General features: G+C 42.1%; 18 protein-coding genes. 2 read left to right on the top strand and 16 right to left on the bottom strand.

Annotation, left to right across the window (positions count from 1 at the left end):
• Positions 1 to 3 precede the first annotated feature (3 nt).
• The 7 genes from hprK to uvrB form a co-directional block, all read right to left on the bottom strand.
• A complete protein-coding gene (gene hprK, locus BM195_RS04785) occupies positions 4 to 942 on the bottom strand; it encodes an HPr(Ser) kinase/phosphatase (protein ID WP_090234416.1) in 939 nt (312 codons plus the stop codon).
• 126 nt (positions 943 to 1,068) lie between these two features.
• Positions 1,069 to 1,425, bottom strand: a complete 357-nt coding sequence (locus BM195_RS04780) for a phage holin family protein (RefSeq protein WP_090234414.1) — start codon at positions 1,423 to 1,425, stop codon at positions 1,069 to 1,071.
• Positions 1,425 to 1,619 carry a PspC domain-containing protein gene (locus BM195_RS04775; RefSeq protein ID WP_090234412.1) on the bottom strand — a complete coding sequence of 65 codons (195 nt, stop codon included), beginning with the start codon at positions 1,617 to 1,619 and terminating at the stop codon, positions 1,425 to 1,427. Before BM195_RS04775 ends, BM195_RS04780 begins: the two co-directional genes overlap by 1 nt.
• A gap of 24 nt (positions 1,620 to 1,643) precedes the next feature.
• Complete coding sequence (gene bshB2, locus BM195_RS04770; RefSeq protein ID WP_090234410.1) at positions 1,644 to 2,315, bottom strand: bacillithiol biosynthesis deacetylase BshB2; 672 nt, start codon at positions 2,313 to 2,315, stop codon at positions 1,644 to 1,646.
• Between the two features lie 60 nt (positions 2,316 to 2,375).
• A complete protein-coding gene (locus BM195_RS04765; RefSeq protein ID WP_090234959.1) occupies positions 2,376 to 2,732 on the bottom strand; it encodes a YojF family protein in 357 nt (118 codons plus the stop codon).
• Positions 2,733 to 3,207: 475 nt separating this feature from the next.
• The gene (gene uvrA, locus BM195_RS04760; RefSeq protein WP_090234408.1) at positions 3,208 to 6,087 is read right to left on the bottom strand and encodes an excinuclease ABC subunit UvrA; all 2,880 of its coding nucleotides are present in this window, start codon (positions 6,085 to 6,087) and stop codon (positions 3,208 to 3,210) included.
• Positions 6,088 to 6,161: 74 nt separating this feature from the next.
• Complete coding sequence (uvrB, locus tag BM195_RS04755; protein WP_090234405.1) at positions 6,162 to 8,147, bottom strand: excinuclease ABC subunit UvrB; 1,986 nt, start codon at positions 8,145 to 8,147, stop codon at positions 6,162 to 6,164.
• Between the two features lie 230 nt (positions 8,148 to 8,377).
• Here uvrB and BM195_RS04750 point away from each other — a divergent pair, with 230 nt between their 5' ends.
• Positions 8,378 to 9,133, top strand: coding sequence for a FixH family protein (locus BM195_RS04750; protein ID WP_090234402.1), 756 nt, complete (start codon positions 8,378 to 8,380; stop codon positions 9,131 to 9,133).
• Positions 9,134 to 9,155: 22 nt separating this feature from the next.
• Here the strand turns inward: BM195_RS04750 and BM195_RS04745 are convergent, their stop codons facing one another.
• Positions 9,156 to 10,268: an MGDG synthase family glycosyltransferase gene (locus tag BM195_RS04745; protein ID WP_090234400.1), complete on the bottom strand. Its 1,113-nt coding sequence runs from the start codon at positions 10,266 to 10,268 to the stop codon at positions 9,156 to 9,158.
• Positions 10,269 to 10,367: 99 nt separating this feature from the next.
• On the opposite strand from BM195_RS04745, the gene BM195_RS04740 reads away from it, so the two are divergent.
• Positions 10,368 to 11,195 carry a metallophosphoesterase gene (locus BM195_RS04740; RefSeq protein ID WP_090234397.1) on the top strand — a complete coding sequence of 276 codons (828 nt, stop codon included), beginning with the start codon at positions 10,368 to 10,370 and terminating at the stop codon, positions 11,193 to 11,195.
• A gap of 1 nt (position 11,196) precedes the next feature.
• On the opposite strand, the gene BM195_RS04735 is transcribed toward BM195_RS04740, so the two are convergent.
• From BM195_RS04735 to prfB, 8 genes are all read right to left on the bottom strand, one after another.
• Positions 11,197 to 11,736, bottom strand: a complete 540-nt coding sequence (locus tag BM195_RS04735; RefSeq protein WP_090234394.1) for a YkoP family protein — start codon at positions 11,734 to 11,736, stop codon at positions 11,197 to 11,199.
• A gap of 237 nt (positions 11,737 to 11,973) precedes the next feature.
• Positions 11,974 to 13,158, bottom strand: coding sequence for a PDZ domain-containing protein (locus tag BM195_RS04730; RefSeq protein WP_090234391.1), 1,185 nt, complete (start codon positions 13,156 to 13,158; stop codon positions 11,974 to 11,976).
• Between the two features lie 156 nt (positions 13,159 to 13,314).
• Positions 13,315 to 14,772 (bottom strand): S41 family peptidase, encoded by a 1,458-nt coding sequence (locus tag BM195_RS04725; protein WP_090234389.1) that lies wholly within the window; start codon positions 14,770 to 14,772, stop codon positions 13,315 to 13,317.
• Between the two features lie 175 nt (positions 14,773 to 14,947).
• On the bottom strand, positions 14,948 to 16,306 hold the full coding sequence (locus tag BM195_RS04720; protein ID WP_090234385.1) for a murein hydrolase activator EnvC family protein: 1,359 nt from the start codon (positions 16,304 to 16,306) through the stop codon (positions 14,948 to 14,950).
• Positions 16,307 to 16,360: 54 nt separating this feature from the next.
• On the bottom strand, positions 16,361 to 17,254 hold the full coding sequence (gene ftsX / locus BM195_RS04715) for a permease-like cell division protein FtsX (RefSeq protein WP_090234382.1): 894 nt from the start codon (positions 17,252 to 17,254) through the stop codon (positions 16,361 to 16,363).
• Positions 17,244 to 17,930 (bottom strand): cell division ATP-binding protein FtsE, encoded by a 687-nt coding sequence (gene ftsE / locus BM195_RS04710; RefSeq protein WP_090234379.1) that lies wholly within the window; start codon positions 17,928 to 17,930, stop codon positions 17,244 to 17,246. Before ftsE ends, ftsX begins: the two co-directional genes overlap by 11 nt.
• 470 nt (positions 17,931 to 18,400) lie before the next feature.
• Entirely contained in the window at positions 18,401 to 18,781 is a 381-nt protein-coding gene (cccB, locus tag BM195_RS04705; RefSeq protein WP_090234377.1) for a cytochrome c551, read from the bottom strand.
• Positions 18,782 to 19,028: 247 nt separating this feature from the next.
• Positions 19,029 to 20,130, bottom strand: a protein-coding gene (prfB, locus tag BM195_RS04700) for a peptide chain release factor 2 (protein WP_139223969.1) whose coding sequence is annotated in 2 segments (ribosomal slippage) — positions 19,029 to 20,057 and positions 20,059 to 20,130 — 1,101 coding nt in all. Because the reading frame shifts where the segments join, the coding sequence is not laid out codon by codon here.
• Positions 20,131 to 20,234: the final 104 nt, after the last annotated feature.

Here is a 20,234-nt window from a genome sequence, read left to right as displayed (position 1 = left end):
ATATCACTCCCAGTTTATATCATTTCCCTGATCAATCATGTTTGACAGCCGCTCGGAAAATTCCTCAGCAGCATTAACACCCATTCGCTTCAGCCGAAAGTTCATGGCAGCTACTTCGATAATGACTGCCAGATTACGGCCTGGCCGAACCGGAATCGTTGCTTTCGGAAGCTCGACATCCATGATTTTCATCGTTTCTTCATCCAGCCCGAGACGGTCATATTGTTTCGTTTCATCCCATAATTCCAAATTAATAATCAAGGAAATTTTTTTATGACTCCTTACAGCTCCGGCGCCGAACAGCGTCATAACATTAATGATGCCAAGCCCCCGGATTTCCAGCAAGTGTTCGATCAATGGCGGTGAATTACCGATCAGCCTGTCATAGTCCTCCTGCCGAATTTCGACACTGTCATCCGCAACCAGTCGATGCCCCCGCTTGACCAGTTCAAGGGCTGATTCACTTTTCCCGACACCACTTTGACCTGTCAGAAGTACCCCAACACCGTATATATCGACTAAAACACCGTGAATAGCCGTGAATGGGGCAAATTTTGCTTCCAAGTAGTTTGTCAGCCTGCTGATTACACGCGTTGTTTTTCGTGGCGAATGCAGAATCGGCACCCCTGCTTTATTTGCTGTTTCCAGCATCACTTCGGGAATGTCCATCCCGCGCGAAATGACGATGACAGGCGTTATATCAGTACACAATTGTTCCATACGGCTTTTTTTCACTTCATCCGGTAAATCAAGAAAATAGCCCATTTCTGTTCTTCCGATCAATTGAAGACGTTCCCGTGGGTAATAATGAAAATATCCGGTCATTTCAATACCCGGACGATGGACATCACTTGACGTAATTTCCCGATGAATGCCATCCTCCCCCGCAACAAGGGTCAGGTTGAAATTTTCCAGCAAATCTTTTGTACGGACTTTCGCCATTTATTGAAACCTCCAATTACTTTGCGTACAACTGATTTACATTGTAGCATATTTTAGCTTTATGGAGTATCCTCAATTACCAATGAACAAAACAATCGCAGGCGTTGCACCTGCGACTGTCCATCATTAACGCACCGTATCTTTCACTAGCCTGTTGAGCAGCAAGTTTAAGATGGATATGACGATGGCAGCAATAACGGCTGTTCCGAAGCCTTCAATAACAAATGATTCATCCATGATTGACTGGGTAATCATTAGTGTGATGGCATTGATGACAAATAAGAACAAACCGAGTGTCAGAAATGTTATCGGCAATGTTAAAACGACTAGAATCGGTTTAATGATGACATTTAAAATCCCAAGAATGACACTGGCCAACATTGCAGTGCCAAACCCGTCAAGCTGAAATGAACGAAACAGTTCTGCAACAACAATCAGGGCAACGGCATTCAGAAAAACCGATATTAACCAGCGAATCAGCATTAGCGCACCTCCCGCTCATTCGGAATAACGAAAATACCGATAATATAAGCGTAAATGGAAGCACCTCCTGCAAATGCGAATCCTGCAAATAATAGACGGATAATCGTTGGGTCAATATCAAAGTATTCCGCCAGACCTCCACAAACGCCTTTTACCATACGATCGGAATTTGACCGATATAATCGTTTTCTCATATTAATCCTCCCTTGTATATTAGATTATTCACGAAAATCCCAAGTGTAAAACCGCTCTTTTCCTAATTGTTGTTTTGCTGCTTCCTTCAGATCACCTGCTGTAACCGTATTTTCATGAAATTGTCTCAGAATTCCACTGGCCTGTGACTTGTGGGAAAGGATCGCTTCCATCTTTTGATCAAAAAATGGTGTCACATCATTTTTTATGTCCGGTTTGCCCAGTTCATCAACGTAATCATGACTGATCGCTTGTGCCCAGACAGTTGGACGATTTTCCGGATTCATCAGCCGGACAGCTTCAATTGCTGCCGCTCCCAATGCATTGTGATCTGGATGGACAGCATATTCCGGGTAATGCGTAATCACAAGACTTGGTTGTATTTCTTCCAGGATATGTTTCAAATGGTCAGCAACTTCACGTCTATCTTCAAATTCTACTGTCTTATCACGATAACCGAGCATCTGGAGCTCGACGTCCAATTTGCTGCAGGCATTGATTAATTCCTCTTTACGGATTTCCTGCAGTGTTTCCCGATTGGCAAAAGCCGGTGAGCCCATATTCCTGCCCATTTCACCCAATGTTCCACATAAGTAAGTGACAGGCACGCCCTGTTCACGGAATTTTGCAATTGTGCCGGCAGCACCGAATGATTCATCATCCGGATGTGGATAAATAACAACAACATGTTTTTCCATTTTGATCACCCAATCCTTTGCTGTAGATAGTACAGCACAGTTTTTCATATTATTCTTTGGCTATTTAGAACCCAGTGGTGTTTCACTGATATGAAGTGCTACCATCAGCCGGCCTTCCCGATCATGTCCGGCTAATAACAACTGGTTTTCATCATGAATCGTCCAGTCGGTCAGCCCTTCTGCATAAATCCAGCCAAGTTGTGTTTTGAGTCCCGCGCGATAGCTATTTCCGTCTCCGATAATTTTTGCTTGTGAAAACTTCACCTGTGCATTACGTATATATGCACCAACATTATATGCTTTGTCATTAAAATGGCTCGCATAAGCGCCATTGGTCGTTTCCAAATGTATAAAAACATCTCTATCGATCAATTCTTCCAATAACTGTTGGACTTTATTGACCTCAATTGGCTTCATCATCAAGTTCCTCCCCAGCGTTAAGCTTCTCATTTAACCATATCGGAATGGCAAGATTGCGTCAAAAGTTTTGTCCGGATAAAACTTTTGATTTCCAGATGAAGTGCCTATCCCCCGGTTGAGATTGCTGTTCTCCGGTTGAGGTTTCTTATTTTCAGCCGAAGTTACTTTGCTATGGCTAAAGTACATTTTCTCCGGCCGAAGTTTGTCCTCCCGGGCTGCTGTTCTTGATTTGGGGTGTTTGACTTCTGGGATAATTTTTTCTTGGAAGGATATTTTCGCTGTAGGGATGATATTTTTGGTCTGAAAATGCAGTTCACGATCCTAATGTTATATTTAAATTCGGTTGATATATTCTTTATTTGGTCGATTTCCCGATCAATTTTCCGGTCGATCTGTCAAGTGCCTGCAGCTGAATGTCGTCAATATATCAAAAAAGGCGGCAAGCCATCATCACCGTGGCTGCCACCTTTTTTTATTTCGAGCCGACTTTCTCACGCCGTTCCATATCTCTTTCCATTCGCTTACGATCTCGTTCCAGAATCGGCTTCAAATAACGCCCTGTATAAGACTGATCATGATTAACAATTTCTTCCGGAGTTCCGGTGGCGATAATTTGACCGCCGCCATCACCGCCCTCAGGACCGAGGTCAATTATGTGATCTGCTGTCTTAATGACATCCAGGTTATGCTCGATGATCAAGACAGAATCACCATTATCGACAAGCCGCTGCAGCACATTCAGCAGCCGGTTGATATCATCTGTGTGCAATCCTGTTGTCGGTTCATCCAGGATATAAAATGACTTGCCATTTGACCGCCGGTGGAGTTCACTTGCCAGCTTAACGCGCTGTGCTTCACCACCGGACAAAGTAGTTGCCGGCTGCCCCAGTTTAATATAGCCAAGTCCCACATCATAAACCGTCTGCAGCTTCCGCTTAATTTTAGGGATGTTTTCGAAAAAATCCAATGCTTCTTCAATGGTCATTTCCAGGACATCAGCAATATTTTTCCCTTTATACTTCACTTCCAATGTATCACGGTTATATCGTTTTCCGTGGCACACTTCGCATGGGACGTACACATCCGGCAAAAAGTGCATCTCAATTTTGATAATGCCATCACCGTGGCACGCCTCACAACGGCCACCTTTCACATTAAAACTGAAACGTCCCTTTTTATAGCCGCGTATCTTGGCTTCATTTGTCTGTGCAAAAACGTCACGGATATTATCAAACATACCAGTATAAGTTGCCGGGTTGGATCGTGGTGTCCGGCCGATCGGCGATTGGTCAATGTCTATAACTTTCTCAACATGATTGATCCCGTTCATCTTCTGGTGTTTTCCCGGCTTAAGTTTAGCTCGATTCAATTGTTTTGCTAATGATTTATATAAAATTTCATTGACTAATGTACTTTTACCGGATCCGGAAACACCCGTAACGACCGTCATTAATCCAATTGGAAATGAGGCATCGACCTGTTTCAGATTATTTTCTTCAGCACCAATCACCTTAATTTGCTTGCGTTTATTTTGCTTGCGCCGTTTTACCGGTAACGGTATATATCTGTCGCCTGCTAAATATTGACCGGTCAGCGATTCTTTATTTTCCTTCACGTTTTCAGGTGTATCACTGGCAACTATTCTGCCGCCATGCTCGCCCGCCCCCGGACCAATATCAACCAGATGATCAGCTGCCAGCATCGTGTCTTCATCATGTTCTACGACAATCAGAGTATTGTCTAAGTCGCGCATCTGTTTCAATGTGTTGATCAGACGGTAATTATCACGCTGGTGCAGCCCGATTGACGGCTCATCCAGCACATACAAAACACCTGTTAAAGCTGAACCGATCTGTGTTGCCAGACGGATTCGCTGTGCCTCTCCACCGGACAGTGTTCCGGCAGTACGTGACAGTGTCAGATAATCAAGACCTACATTATGCAAAAATTCAAGACGATCAGATATTTCTTTCAGAATCATGCGGGCAATGGTTTCTTCTTTTTCAGTCAAATGAAGGCTCCGGAAAAATTCTTTTGCTTCCGTGATCGCAAAATCGGTCACTTTGCTGATATGTTTCCCGTTCACTAATACCGCAAGCGCTTCTTCCTTGAGCCGGTGTCCATCACAGGTTGGGCATTTTTTATTTGCCATATATTTTCCCAGCTGTTCCCTAGTGAAATCAGATGATGTTTCCCGGTATCTTCGCGCGATATTATTTAAAACACCTTCAAAATAAATATCGTTATCGCGGATGGTGCCAAAATCATTTTCATAGCGGAAATGGATTTTCTCCTTCCCGCTCCCATATAAAATTTTATCCATCTCTTCCTTTGGAATTTCCTTGACCGGAATATTCATATCAATCCCATAGTGGTCACACACACTTTTCAAAAGATGTGGGTAGTACTGGGAACTGATCGGTTCCCATGCTGCAATCGCATGTTGTTTTAATGTTTTCTCCCAGTCCGGAATAACAAGGTCCAGATCAACCTCAAGATTTGTTCCAAGTCCATCACAAGCCGGACAGGCTCCAAAAGGACTGTTGAATGAAAACAGTCGTGGTTCCAGTTCTCCGATTGAAAAACCACATATCGGACACGCATGATTTTCGCTGAAGAGAAGTTCTTCTTCACCAATTACATCGACAACGACATTCCCGTCACCCAATTCTAATGCTGTTTCAATGGAATCGCTCAGACGGCCGGAAATGCCTTCTTTGACCATAATACGGTCAACCACCACCTCAATGGAATGTTTTTTGTTTTTGTCCAACTGGATATCATCGGTCACTTCACGCATTTCCTGGTCAACGCGAATTCGGACATAGCCTTCTTGTTTCAGTTTTTCAATCGTTTTGACATGTTCTCCTTTCCGGCCCGAAATAACCGGTGAAAGGATTTGCATTTTCGTCCTTTCAGGATATTCGAGTATTCGGTCAACCATTTGCTGAACCGTCTGTGAACTGATTTCAATTCCATGTTTCGGACATGTCGGGTGTCCGACACGGGCAAACAGTAAGCGTAAATAATCGTAAATTTCTGTAACAGTACCAACTGTCGAACGCGGGTTATTGCTCGTTGTTTTCTGATCGATCGATATAGCCGGTGACAGTCCTTCAATAGCATCTACATCGGGCTTATCCATCTGGCCTAAAAATTGCCGTGCATAGACGGACAGTGACTCCACATATCGGCGTTGACCCTCTGCATAAACTGTATCAAAAGCCAGTGACGATTTGCCGGACCCGGATAAACCTGTTAGTACAACAAATTTATTTTTGGGAATGGATACATCGATATTTTTCAGGTTATGTGCACGAGCACCTTGGATTGTAATTGATTTACTGGGCATAAACAGGTCATCCTTCCACTTTGGTTATTCGTTACATCGTCAAAAACTATCATATCCAACTTCTGAAAAATTCATCAGGCTCCATCTGCCTTCAGCTCCAGTACAATATCCCGAAGCTCGGCAGCCTTTTCAAAATCAAGCGCTTTAGCTGCTTCTTTCATTTCTTTTTCCATATTTTCGATCATTTTTGCTCTCTCAGTCTTGGACAGTTTGGCAACATCGGTTTTCTCATTTTCATATTCTTCTTTATCCTCAGCCGCCACGGTTGCCTGTATAACATCACGAACCTCTTTCCGTATCGTTGTTGGTGTAATATTATACTGTTCATTATACGCCATCTGCTTTTCACGGCGCCTATTTGTTTCATCGATGGCCACCTGCATTGAGTTCGTTACACGATCGGCATACATGATGACTTCTCCATTTTCATTTCGTGCAGCACGTCCCATTGTCTGAATCAGTGAACGTTCCGACCGCAGGAAACCTTCCTTGTCGGCATCGAGTATGGCAACAAGTGATACTTCCGGAATATCCAGACCTTCCCTCAGGAGATTAATGCCAACAAGTACATCGTATTTGCCGACGCGTAAATCCCGGATAATCTCAATTCGTTCCAACGTCTTAATTTCCGAGTGCAAATAAGCCACCTTGATCCCAATTTCTTTCAAATAATCTGTTAGATCCTCGGACATTTTCTTCGTTAGTGTTGTGACCAGAACACGTTCATTCCGTTTGGACCGTTTATGAATCTCTTCAATCAAGTTATCAACCTGTCCATCGATCGGCCGGACATGGACTTTCGGATCCAATAAACCGGTCGGACGGATAATTTGTTCAGTCACATCCGGTGCATGTTCTTCTTCATATGGTCCGGGTGTTGCTGAAACGTAAACAAGCTGATTCGTTGCTTTTTCAAACTCCTCAAACCGCAATGGACGGTTATCAAGCGCGGACGGCAAACGGAAGCCGTGATCAACAAGCACTTGTTTGCGGGCTTTGTCCCCATTAAACATTCCTCTGATTTGCGGCAGCGTCACATGTGATTCATCAATGACACATAGGAAATCATCCGGGAAAAAGTCCAATAATGTATATGGCGTCGATCCGGGTTCACGAAACGTTAAATGGCGTGAATAGTTTTCAATCCCAGAGCAGAACCCCATCTCCTGCATCATTTCGATATCATAGTTCGTGCGCTGTTCCAGCCGCTGCGCTTCAAGCAGTTTATCCTGTTCACGCATTTCCGCCAGGCGTTCTCCCAATTCTTTTTTAATATTTTCAATCGCTTTTTTCAGCTTTTCCTCACGGGTCACAAAGTGGGATGCAGGGAAAATGGCGACATGTTCCCGATCACCGACAATTTCACCGGTCAAGGCATCTACCTCCCGAATACGGTCAATTTCATCCCCGAAAAATTCAATCCGGATGCAATGTTCTTCCCGTGAAGCTGGTATTACTTCGACCGAGTCACCGCGTACACGGAACGTTCCGCGCTGAAAATCAATATCGTTACGGGCGTACTGAATGTCGACAAGGTCGCGCAACAGCTGGTCACGGTCTTTTTCCATTCCCATTCTTAACGACAAGACCTGACTTTCATACTCTTCCGGTGATCCCAGACCGTAAATGCACGATACACTGGAAACGATCAAGACATCACGGCGCTCAATTAATGATGAGGTCGCTGAGTGTCGCAGTTTATCAATCTCATCATTGATGCTGGCGTCTTTTTCGATAAACGTATCTGTCGATGGGACATATGCTTCCGGCTGATAGTAGTCATAATAACTGACAAAATATTCAACAGCATTGTTCGGGAAAAATTCCTTGAACTCACTGTATAGTTGGCCGGCCAAAGTTTTATTATGGGCGATCACCAGTGTCGGCCGGTTAATCTCTGTCACGACATTGGACACCGTAAACGTTTTTCCTGTACCCGTTGCACCGAGTAATGTCTGGTGCCGCTGCCCAGCCTTCACTTTTTCAACCAATTCCCTAATCGCATCGGGCTGATCCCCGCGCGGTTCATACTGTGCTACCAAATCAAATTTATTTGCCAAAACGAAAACCTCCGTTCATTCCATGATTCTATTCTATCACACCTGTTCCGATTTTTTAACAAATAAACGAACAAATATTCGTTTATTGATTCCATTTATTTTTCTATTGTCCATTTTACCCGATATACCAGCGAAAAATCATTCACAAAGGTTTCACAGGGGGTTGGTTGTTTCACCCGTTCGTGTGACTTATAATCAAGTTAGAATAATGAATAGAAAGGACCATTTCCATGCGAAAATTGACGATGATATGTTTCATTATGATCATTGCTCTGCTTGGAGCATGCGGTCAAACTGAGAATACCGACCATGAAACGTCTGACGAACCTGATACTGCAAAGCCGATAGAAGCTGATTTGGAAGTTCCTGAACAAGGAAAGAAAAATGAACCGGTCACCTTTACTGTAACGGTAACCCAAGACGGGGAGGCTGTGTCAGATGCCAGTGAAGTGGAATTTGAAATCTGGCAGGATGGGAATAAAGACGAAAGTGAGATGATTGAAGCCGACAACGCCAATGATGGCCAGTACACCATAGAAAAAACATTCACTGCAGAAGGCGTATATCATGTTCAATCACACGTAACAGCCCGCAGCATGCACACAATGCCGGTCAAGGAGATTACAGTTGGTAATGCTGAGGCAGCTGTACAAACGAATAAGGGAAGTGAGGGTGAAGAAAGTCACAGCCATTCACATGCATCGATTGATTTGCAGCAGCCTGATACCATTACTGCCGGATCGGAAACGCCATACGCTGTTCAAGTTCTGCACCAGAATGAACCGCTGGAGAATGCTTCGGTTACATTGGAAACGTGGCGGAAAAACGATAATAAGCATGAATGGACGGATCTGAATGAAGACACGGCAGGTACATATGAAGGCTCTGTCACATTTACTGAGAGCGGGACTTATCACATAAACGTACATGTCGAAAAAGAAGAGATACACAAACATGAGGAATTTACCGCAGAAGTTGCAGACTGAAAAACATTAGCGCACCATGTTGCTAATGTTTTTTTTCGATCATTTCTGTCATCAATATTGATAGTGGCCGTTTGTCGAGATTATGATGATATGCATTGATCTTTTCTCCATACATTTTTTGTTTATGAACATCCGTAAAAAAATCCCATAATTGCTCTTCCAAATTTTCGTCCATATCAGCCGAAATGGCCACACCCATTTGCTTCAGCTGTTCAGCATTTATTTTTTCCTGGCCGGGCAATGGATTATATAAGAAAATCGGCTTCCGCTTCATGAGACATTCGCTGACAGTAACGCCTCCAGGCTTGGTTAATACAGCATCCACCTGGTCATATAGCATATTCATTTCCGTCTTATTGGCAATATATGGAAGTGGTGTTACAGTTTTTCGATGATTCCGGTGCAATTCCTGGTATAATGCTTCATTTTTGCCGCACAGAACGAAATAGTGGATGTTGTCTGACTTCAGTGTTCGAAGCAAACGTTTTAACGAACCTACCCCCAGGCTGCCGCCGGTAACCAGTACCTTCATGACACCATCTTTTGTCTTCTCATTTCCGTGTCCTGTCTGGAATGCTTGATCAATTGGTATACCCGTTACATAAATACGCTCTGGTCGAACGCCTTTTTCCATTAAGTATTTTTTAACTGCCAATGTGGGCGCAAAGTGGTAATCAATTCCATCAATTCCCCAAACACCATTTATAAAAAAGTCTGTATACACGTTTACCGTAACAGGCGGGAGTTGTTTTTTCATTTTCAATACACTGGCAATATTCGATGGCAGCGCATGCGTGCAAAATAAAATACTTGCGTTATGCCGGCTTGTTAACCGCTTGAAAAAATAGATAAACATCGCTTCATAGAGATACTGGCGGTTGTGCAAGGGTGTTTTACTGTATGCAGTACGTCTGTATAGCCAATCGTAACTATCCGGAAAAAATTTGATCCAATTTAAATAGGCGGAAGAAATAACCTTTTCCATTCTGCCATAACTGTATGACAGAATATCTACTTTATCACATACGATATTGTTATGAAATGACTGAATTTCCGTCATTAATGCGTCTGCAACGTGATGATGTCCAGTTGGAATTTGCATGAATGGTAAAAATAACGCCTTTTCCTTTTCCATTTACTTTGCCTCCAGTACCAACAGCCTGATCCTGGCTTCAATTACCAATGAATGCGTCTTTCCTGCATGTTATAATTAATTTTGGAGAGGAGTTATACGATGACATTATTTATGATTTTGCTCATAGTGGCTTGTGTTGGTTTCATCCTGTACAAAGCCTACAAAAATACAAAAGATGTACAAATTAATAAAATACAAATAACACCTGAGCCAGCTGATCCTGCGTTATCTATCCTTCACTTGTCCGATTTACATTTGGAGAATATATCGTTAACCCCTAAACAGCTAGCTGATAAGCTGAAACATGAATCAGTCGATATGATCGCACTGACCGGTGATTTTCTGGACAGAAAGCGCAGTATCCCCAGGCTTATACCGTATTTGCGTGTTTTACGTGATATGAAACCTACTTATGGGATTTATGCTGTTCTGGGCAATCACGACTATGTGCTGAAAAACCAGGATTTGGCTGAGCTAATCGCCGTTTTGGAAGCGTATGATATTTCTGTTCTGCAAAATGACAGTGAGCGCCTTTCGATTAATGGCCAAGTGATCAATATCATCGGAATAGATGATGATAGTACGAACCGCAGCAACTTGCCTTTAGCCTACCAGCACGTTAAACAGGGGACGAATATCGTGCTGACACATGACCCCACCGTTATTCTGGATATGCAGGGATACCCGTTTGATTATTTAATGGCCGGCCATTTTCACGGTGGACAGATCTGTTATCCTAAAGCCTATCACCTTGCTAAAATGGGCAAACTTGCAAAGCAGAATGTCATTAAAGGATTGCATACGCATGACAAGGCACCATTTTATATCAGTGAAGGGCTTGGACAAACCGGTCTTAATATCCGTATTGGCTCGAGACCGGAAATAACATTTCACCAAATTCCGGTCAGCCGTTATAAAAGTGCTTGATTTAGGTTTTAGAATGGTTCAACAGACGGTTTGTGGACATAAACAAGTAGACAGGTTGGTTCCGGTTTGAGGTATTCGCGATAAAACCGATCAGTGAAAACGTCAATTGTTTGAACAGCCGGTAATAACGATTTTGAAGTGGAAATGCCTCGAAACCCAGCCTGTTTGTTCCTTTGCGCAACACAGTAATGCCGATGATCGCTTTTATGTCATAACGTCTGGGATGCTTTTCAATGTAATGAGACAAACAGTGCAGATCGTCCCGGATCATATGATACAGCAGCAAAGCCTTTTGAATTTCACTATCAACATGCTTTAGCTCATGAATCATCCGCACATTATGCAAATGAATTTTCAGCAGCAAATCATTTTTGTGAATCAATGTGCCATCTTGTAATATAACCGCTGAACCTTTATATCTTGTTAATCTGACGCGGAATACTGTCTGCTTGTGTCCGTGATCTGCCACATGATGCAGTCTTGTGAAATTGTAATAAATAGGATCCAGAATGTTCCATAACGTTAACAAGTAGCTTTTCATACTTTTTCCTTCTTTGCTGAAACTGGATTTCGTTCATTAGTTTGCTTTTTTCAAAATAAAATATTGAAGGTATTTTAATCCAAAAAAACTAAAAACCCGGCAACTAAAAAAGCCGGGTTTGATTCATATATAAGTTCCTTACTCGTTACGTTCCGTTTTCCGATCCCACCTCTTTTGCACATCGTCAAATTGGCGGGTTTACTGTTTAATAAAATCGAACAATCGATATAGGCTGATTTAAGCCAATTTATTGTCTAGATAAGGCTTCTTCGTCATGATAATGCCCAGTTCATGATGATCTTCCTCATACAGAGCACTTTGTACAAACCGGACTTCCCCATTATCCCCGATTATTTCCAGCTTGAAAAATGCTCCGCTCTCCTGCAATGCATAATAAAACGAGTCCATACTATCTATTTTCTTCCCATTAACTTTAACAATCGTTTCACCAATAGAAATTCCTAAGCGGTCTGCAGGTGTACCAGGAATAACTGCCAATACCTTCATACCACGTTCATGCTGATGAAAAAAGGGTGTTTTTTCATGATCTGCTAAACGGTGTCTGTAACTGAAATACTCCCGTCCAATGATTCCGACTAATACAGCTGCCAGCGACAGCCAGCCGATATAAATACTGCCAATCGCCATAAACAAGACAATCAAACTCAATATATGCATCGATCTTGCTAAACGTGCTGCCGCTTTTTCAGGCAAATCCCCTTTCACAACGTGGTCAAACCCGAGTAAAAATGGTACCAGTACAAGACTGTATGTTTCCCCATTCACCGAAAAATACGGCCAGAATGCGGCAAAAGAGGTGATCGAACCAGTTGGGATCAGTACAAAAAACGGAATAAGCGTTACTTTCTTTAGATGGTGCACGCCGATCCATGTGCCACGGGGACTTGGTTTCATATCGGGAAAAGTATTATTTCGTCTGTGCCACCTTAATAAAAACGCCTCTGCCGATAATAAGATAGCCAACAATAAACACAGACCAGTAAAATTTGGATCGGCAAATAAATTTGAATCAATGATTGACTGGTATGTCAGCACAAACGGTGACAGAAACATCAGCAAATATGTAATCCCAATCGTATAACCCGGTGACAGCATCGTAAACCGAATGGACATACTGAGTAATATGGTTACAACAGCTATAAGAATGATCGTTTCATATGAAAAAACCATGCCTGCTCCGATCGAAATGAAAGAGATCACTAAACCGAAAATCAGGGAAACAAACCATGTATTTTTCCATTCCGACAAAACATCAAATACCTTTAAACCAAAATGTTTACGTTCTTTTTTGATTCGTTTATATCCAACTGCTATTGATAAAATGATTGCCCAATACACGATTGGATTTAAAAAGAATCGTCCTATACCATTTGCCAGTTCCATCAGCCAGGTTTCTGCCATCATGATCACCTTCTGTCATATCTTCTCTCGTTTATATTCGTGATTTGTAGAATCATTTCCTGCCAGGCGTGAAAAGAAATCCGCGAGTATTACCCGCGGATCAAACAGTACTAGCACGTCTTCTGCGCCGAAGCAACCCACTGATCGAAGTCACTTTTAATCATATAAAATATCCAGCGCTTGCTTCATTTGCCGGTCATCTTCACCGTTACGAACCCGGTCAACAATACTCGTTTCGATTAGTCCGGCTGTTTCTTCATCTACTTCTCCGGTTGTTTCAAGGTCATTATCTGCTTGAAAGTTTTGAACAGCAGACGCCGTTTCTTTGCTGTAATAACCGTCTGTTCGCCCAGGGTCATAGCCTAATCCTGCGAGCATAACCTGTATATTCTCCACATTTTCACCGGTCTGGTCATAGGCAATAGAATCCTCTATTTGAACAGGATTGGTAAAATAATAATCTGGTTGTTCCACTTCAGTTGTAGGTTCCACTCCTTTTTCATGAATCCATGTCCCTTCAGGTGAAAGCCATTTGAAAAACGTTAATTTAACTCTGCTGCCATCTTCTCCAACTGGTACTGCCTGCTGTACAGTGCCTTTACCAAAACTGTTCGTGCCCACAACGTCATAGCCAACCTCTTTCATGGCAACTGCTAAAATTTCTGAAGCAGAGGCACTGCCTTCATTAATTAGCACACTGATAGGATATGGCTTTTTCTCGTCTAATTCCGAATATGACTTTTCTGCTTCACCGTTTTGATTTTCAATTTGGACATATGGTATATCTTTTGGTATGAAGTTTTTCAATATCCCTTCTACTGCAGATAAAACACCACCTGGATTTCCCCGTACATCTATGACCAAACCTTCAATATTTTCATCTTCCAGTGACTGCAGCTGTTGCGTAAAATGCTCTGCCGTATTTTCAGCAAAAGAAGTTATTTCAATAATACCTGTCTTCTTTCCTTCGATTGTTTGAACTTCAGAATAGACGGTCTCAACCGGTATATCATCGCGCACAATGGTTACATCAAACGAATCAGAAACACTGGAACGCTGAACTTCAAGAACGACCTCAGAGCCTTTCTCACCTCGAATTTTTTCTACTGCTTCATTCAAATTCAATCCCTCAACACTTTCCCCATCAACACTTAAAATATGGTCATTTGGTCTGAGTCCAGCGTCCTCGGCAGGTGAATCCTTTATTGGTGAGACGATCGTAACCTTTCCATTCACCATACTGACTTCCGCACCAATTCCCTCGAATGAAGATTCGATTGTTTCATTAAATTGCTCCATCGATTCCACGTCCATGTAGGAGCTGTATGGATCCTCCAGTGAGGAAATCATACCTTGAATAGCACCTTCAATTAACTGCGAATCCTCTACGTCCTCTAAGTAATGTTCTTTGATTAAATTATAGGTTTGCGTAACCTTTTCCATGTTTTCAGGTGCTGTACCATTATTCTGTTCTGAGGAATTAGTCAAATCCGCCAGTTCCTCATCCGGGTCGGAATCAGGCTGCGCAAGTTTCACGCCCAGAAATGCACCGGCAAATCCCAATAATAGTGCAGCTATCAACAGAAGCGTAACATGCAGCTTTTTCAATTTCATGTTTTCACCCCAACTTGTATATTTGCATGGTGGTTTGTCCATTCCGGAAGTCGAAGGAAATGATCAGATATTCATTTACCCCCTGTTTCATCTATAAAAAGGCATCACACCGTAATGTGCGATGCCTTTAATAATATAGTTTATGCAAACAAAATGCAATGTCATTCATCTATTTTTAAGGGAGATAATTCAATGGATTTACTGAATTACTTTTAGACGCATTCCATCCGCCCTTATGAATCTCAAAATGCAGATGCGGTCCCGTTGAATGCCCAGTATTTCCACTTGCGCCTAATGTTTGTCCATTACTGACTGTCTGTCCGTCTGAAACAGAAATGCTGTTCAGATGTGCATATAATGTTGTATAAGACGTTCCATCAATTGAGTGAGAGACTAACACAGCATTTCCGTAACCATTCATAGTGCCATCAGTATCTGTATGCGTTGAGATGACTACCCCTGAAGCTGCGGATTTAACCGGTGTGCCTACTCCGATTCCGAAATCAATTCCAGCATGCAGTTTTCCCCAGCGCTGTCCATACCCGGACGTAAAAGCGTCTTTACCTGCTGACACCGGCCAGCTGAACATGCCATTTCCACCTAAATTACTTGAATTAGAATTATCTTCCTTTGAAAGCTGATTCATCTCTTCCTTCTCCTGTTTAGCAGCTTCTATAGCTTTTTGGTTCGCCGCTTCCTGTTTTCGTAAAATCTCCTGTTCATCCTCTAAACTTACTTTATATTCTTCCAGATGATTTTGCTCTTCCTCCAGCTCATTAAGCAAACTTTCTTTTTCTGACATTTGCTCGTCCAGTTGTGACTTCAAGGATTCAAGCTCCTGTTTTTGATTTTCAAGGGATGCCTTTTGCTCTTCCACTTCAGCTTTCTTTTGTTCAACATTCTCTTTCTTACCTTTTACTTCAGCCTGTTTTTCCTCAACTTCCTGCTTTTCCCGCTTATGTGTTTCCATGATGTTTTTATCCTGATCCATAATCGTATTGACTGCTGACGATCTACTGATGAAATCGCTAAAGCTTTCTGCTCCGAAAATGACTTCTATGTAACTCATGCTCCCGCCGTTGGACTGGATAGCACGAAGACGGTCTTTCAATAATTCTTCTCGTTGTTCAATGCGTTCTTTCAGTTTTTGAATATCTTCTTTTAATTGTTCAACCTGCTCATTAAGTTCATCAATTTGATTGCTTAACTTGTCGAGCTGTGCATTTGTATCAGCAATTTCATTCTCTTTCGCCTCAATTTCTTCCCGTGTACCGGACAACTCCTGGTCGATCGTATCAATCTCACTATTGACATTGTCCTGTTTGTTCTGATTCTCCTCGATTTTTTCTTCTGTTTCTTTTTTATCACTTTGCAGCTCGGATTTCTGTTCTTCTATTTCCTTTTGTTTTTCTTTTTTTTCTTGAATCTGTTGTTCAGCATCATCAACGCTCTCTGCTGATACTTTCTGCGAATCCACCAGGCTTGTACTGAAGAAAAGCAGTGCAATCAGTGAATAAGAAGCAAGTTTTCTCATCTCGTTTCCCCTCTCCGCTGAATCTAGTGCAAATTAAATTTCGTGTGTTCTCTTTTAAACTTTCAGGAATTTGCGTACACTCATCACACTTCCCCAAATCCCGATGAAAGTTCCTATTAACAAGATGATCAGTGATAGCTGCCAGGCAAATGGATGAAATGGCAGTATTTCAACAAAGGAGTAAGTTATCTGTTCGCTGAGATTATTCTCCAAATAATAATACCCTGTTAGAACAGCAGCAATTGGAATAATGGCACCCAACATCCCATGCAGTGCTCCTTCAATAAAAAATGGCCAGCGTATAAAACCGTTTGTGGCACCGACAAGCTTCATAATACCAATTTCCTTGCTGCGGGCCATAATGGTAAGTTTAATTGTATTTGATATAAGGAATATGGCCGTAAAGACTAAACCAACTATCAATACTAAGCCGATATTGCGCGCATACTCATTAAATTGGAATAACCGATGAATAACATCCTGTCCGTAGTTTACTTCCTGGATATGCTCCAGATTATTAATCTGTTCCGCCAGAGCTTCCGTATTGGATGGTTCCGTTGCCTTGACAATATAAGCATGGCTCAATGGATTATCCTGTTCAAACATCTGCCAGGTAGTGCCTTCTTCGCCCATCTCTTCGATTAACTGATCAAGCTGTTCATCCTTTGAATTGAATACAACACTTTCCGTTTCATCCATTTGTTCGATGGTTGATCCAATTTCATTTACTTGCTCTTCGGTTGCAGTAAGATCAATTAATGCCTCAATCCGCACATCTTCTTCCAGGCCTCCAGCCATATGATTAATATTAAGCATTAATGCAAGAAAAGCCCCTACGAGCAGTAGTGTTGTTGTCACTGCACCTATTGATGCTACCGTCATCCAGCCATTCCGGAAAATGTTCTTAATACCTTCTCTGAAATGACGCTTGGTCGTTCTAAGCTTCATAGCCGTATTCACCTCGATGTTCGTCTCGTACGATTAATCCGTCTTCCACTGCGATGACACGCTTCTTAACCGTATTGACTATTTCTTTGCTGTGGGTGGCCATGATAATCGTCGTGCCTCTGGCATTAATTTCTTCAAAGATCCGCATAATCCCCCATGATGTTTCAGGATCCAAATTTCCAGTAGGCTCATCCGCTATAACAATTTTCGGGTGGTTCACAATCGCACGTGCTATTGATACGCGCTGTTGTTCACCTCCTGATAATTCATCTGGAATGAAACGTGCTTTATTCTTTAAACCCACCAATTCAAGCACATCCATTACCCGTTTGCGGATATTGCGTGGAGACTCTTCAATGACTTCCAGCGCAAATGCGATATTTTCATAGACTGACAGTTTCGGCAATAACTTAAAGTCCTGAAAGATAACACCAACATCCCGCCTTAAAAACGGAACCTTCTTTTCCTTGATAATGCTCAAGTCAGTATCATTAATGACGATCGTGCCTTCTGTCGGCTTTACTTCACGGTAGATAAGTCTGATAAATGTCGATTTTCCGGCACCGCTCGGACCGACAACATAAACAAATTCACCTTGGTCAATATTTATGTTAATCCCATTCAGGGCAGTGACGCCATTTCCATATGTCTTGTAAACATCTTTCATTTTTATCATTTATTAATCACCTTTAACTCATAATGTTGTAAATCTCGCTGTCAATTTTTGCATGAATCAGCTTTAAAAAGGTTACGGTTTTCCCAAAAACGAGTTAAGCTCACTAATTTCTATCTATTATAACATTTTTCAGCAGAAATTTTAGGCTTATAATATTACATTTTCATTTCATTTTTAGTTATTTAGTTCTATTTTTGTAACATTTTTATAATAATCTGGCGTGGTACGAAAGTTGGAGAATGATTTAGCCTAGACTCTGTCAGCAGCGATAAAAATTCGTGTAAAGATTGGTAATGCTGTAATGTTTTATTAAATGACGAACGAGTTAACCAATTCTCTGCTTTGGCGATTACGTATATGTTATATGTAATAGAGATTTTGACGGTTTATGTCGTATGGTGCTGTAAAAGAACATAAAAAAGTTTGACCCATTATACGAAACAGGTCAAACTTTTGCCGGTAAGTACCCATTATTGTTTTTCAGCTAACCAGGAAGCAAGTGTTTGCGTATCTTCATCCGAAACGTTTTGTGCCGGCATGGCGCCTTTTCCATTTTGAATGATATCGGCAATTTCATCAGCAGAATAGTTTGCACCAACTGATGTCAAGTCAGGGCCTTGTGCCCCGGAAAGGTCTGCACCGTGACACTGTGCACAATTGCTTTCAAAAATTTCCTCAGCAGCTGCAGTGTCGACTGCACCTCCACCGTCATCTTCGGCAGATTCTTCGGTATCAGCGCCACCATTACCACCAGTATCACCTGTACCGCCGTTGTCACCATCATCTCCACCGCCACAAGCGCCGAGCACTAACGCTGTGCCGAACAGCACTGACAATAACCATTTTTTCATGTTAAATCCCCCCTAACAAAATTTAGTGAAAGGTTATCACAGATATTATAACCCAATCACGTTAAAATAAAACGGAGCACTTCTATTTTTTCTGGGGGCAGATTCACTAAAATTTAGACCAAAACGGGATTTTTACAATATGTGTTCATTTCATGAATTTTTCCTGATCATCGAAAAAGAACTCTCGATAAAGATGTTCCCTCACTCTTCTTGCAAAGTTACTGTTGTTCACTCGAGTGAAAGATGGTTAATCGATCCGGGAACGCAGAAATGCATCGATAAATAGATCCAGTCCTCCGTCAATAACACCTTGTGCATTGCCAGCTTCAACATTTGTACGGTGATCTTTCACCATCGTATAAGGATGGAAAACATATGAACGAATTTGACTTCCCCAGCCTATTTCTCTTTGTTCACCGCGAATTTCATCGAGCTCCTGCTGCTGCCGTTCCAATTCCTGCTGGTATAGTTTGGACCGGAGCATTTTCATGGCGCGTTCACGATTTTGGATTTGAGAACGTTCTGACTGACATGTAACGATTGTATTTGTCGGCAAATGGGTAATTCGGACAGCTGAATCAGTTGTGTTGACATGCTGGCCACCCGCACCACTTGCACGGTACGTATCAATGTTGATATCTTCATTTCTGATCTCAATATCGACATTATCATCCATTTCAGGCATGACATCACATGATGCAAATGATGTATGGCGCCTTCCTGAAGAATCAAACGGGGAGATGCGCACAAGGCGATGAACACCTTTTTCGGCCTTCAAGTAGCCATAAGCATTGTGCCCCTTAATCCACAGTGTAACACTTTTGACCCCAGCTTCATCACCAGGCAGGTAGTCCAGTGTCTCGACTGTAAAACCTTTTTTGTCAGCCCAGCGCTGATACATTCGCAAAAGCATACTTGCCCAGTCCTGAGATTCCGTACCGCCAGCGCCCGGATGCAATTCCAGAATCGCATTGTTTTGATCGTATGGCTCACTTAACAGCATTTGCAGTTCAAAATGATTCATTTCTATTTGTAATGCTGCCAATTCGTCTTCAAGATCCGCAAAAAGTTCCTGATCACCTTCTTCTTTTACGAGCTCATAGGTTACTTCAAGATTTTCAAGTTTTTTTTCGAGCGATTCGAAGCCTTCTACATAACGCTTGAGGCTGTTTGTTTCATCGATCAGTTTTTGGGCATTTTCCTGATCATCCCAAAATGCGGGATCAGCCATTTCAAGCTCCAGTTCCTTGATACGCTCTCGTTTGACATCTAAGTCAAAGAGACCCCCTAAAGTCATTGATTCGATCATTCATTTGTTCGAGTTCGTTTCCAATTTCAACCAGTTCCACTATTGATCACCTCAACATTATTAATTGTACCAGCAGTGAAAACACTCCCCTTTGACCGGGAGTGTATCACATGTTTCAAATGAATTTCGACTGTTTTAACCTGA

Origin of the sequence: Lentibacillus halodurans (assembly GCF_900112045.1) — a bacterium.
GTDB lineage: Bacteria > Bacillota > Bacilli > Bacillales > Amphibacillaceae > Lentibacillus > Lentibacillus halodurans.
The sequence above is the reverse complement of the archived record's forward strand: the minus strand, read 5'-3'. Positions and strand labels throughout refer to the sequence as shown.

What these genes read in the sequence shown, in the direction of transcription:
- hprK (WP_090234416.1), bottom strand. Translation starts at nt 942, where the DNA reads ATGGCGAAAGTCCGTACAAAAGATTTGCTGGAAAATTTCAACCTGACC.
- BM195_RS04780 (WP_090234414.1), bottom strand. Translation starts at nt 1,425, where the DNA reads ATGCTGATTCGCTGGTTAATATCGGTTTTTCTGAATGCCGTTGCCCTG.
- BM195_RS04775 (WP_090234412.1), bottom strand. Translation starts at nt 1,619, where the DNA reads ATGAGAAAACGATTATATCGGTCAAATTCCGATCGTATGGTAAAAGGC.
- bshB2 (WP_090234410.1), bottom strand. Translation starts at nt 2,315, where the DNA reads ATGGAAAAACATGTTGTTGTTATTTATCCACATCCGGATGATGAATCA.
- BM195_RS04765 (WP_090234959.1), bottom strand. Translation starts at nt 2,732, where the DNA reads ATGAAGCCAATTGAGGTCAATAAAGTCCAACAGTTATTGGAAGAATTG.
- uvrA (WP_090234408.1), bottom strand. Translation starts at nt 6,087, where the DNA reads ATGCCCAGTAAATCAATTACAATCCAAGGTGCTCGTGCACATAACCTG.
- BM195_RS04750 (WP_090234402.1), top strand. Translation starts at nt 8,378, where the DNA reads ATGCGAAAATTGACGATGATATGTTTCATTATGATCATTGCTCTGCTT.
- BM195_RS04745 (WP_090234400.1), bottom strand. Translation starts at nt 10,268, where the DNA reads ATGGAAAAGGAAAAGGCGTTATTTTTACCATTCATGCAAATTCCAACT.
- BM195_RS04740 (WP_090234397.1), top strand. Translation starts at nt 10,368, where the DNA reads ATGACATTATTTATGATTTTGCTCATAGTGGCTTGTGTTGGTTTCATC.
- BM195_RS04735 (WP_090234394.1), bottom strand. Translation starts at nt 11,736, where the DNA reads ATGAAAAGCTACTTGTTAACGTTATGGAACATTCTGGATCCTATTTAT.
- BM195_RS04730 (WP_090234391.1), bottom strand. Translation starts at nt 13,158, where the DNA reads ATGGCAGAAACCTGGCTGATGGAACTGGCAAATGGTATAGGACGATTC.
- BM195_RS04725 (WP_090234389.1), bottom strand. Translation starts at nt 14,772, where the DNA reads ATGAAATTGAAAAAGCTGCATGTTACGCTTCTGTTGATAGCTGCACTA.
- BM195_RS04720 (WP_090234385.1), bottom strand. Translation starts at nt 16,306, where the DNA reads ATGAGAAAACTTGCTTCTTATTCACTGATTGCACTGCTTTTCTTCAGT.
- ftsX (WP_090234382.1), bottom strand. Translation starts at nt 17,254, where the DNA reads ATGAAGCTTAGAACGACCAAGCGTCATTTCAGAGAAGGTATTAAGAAC.
- ftsE (WP_090234379.1), bottom strand. Translation starts at nt 17,930, where the DNA reads ATGATAAAAATGAAAGATGTTTACAAGACATATGGAAATGGCGTCACT.
- cccB (WP_090234377.1), bottom strand. Translation starts at nt 18,781, where the DNA reads ATGAAAAAATGGTTATTGTCAGTGCTGTTCGGCACAGCGTTAGTGCTC.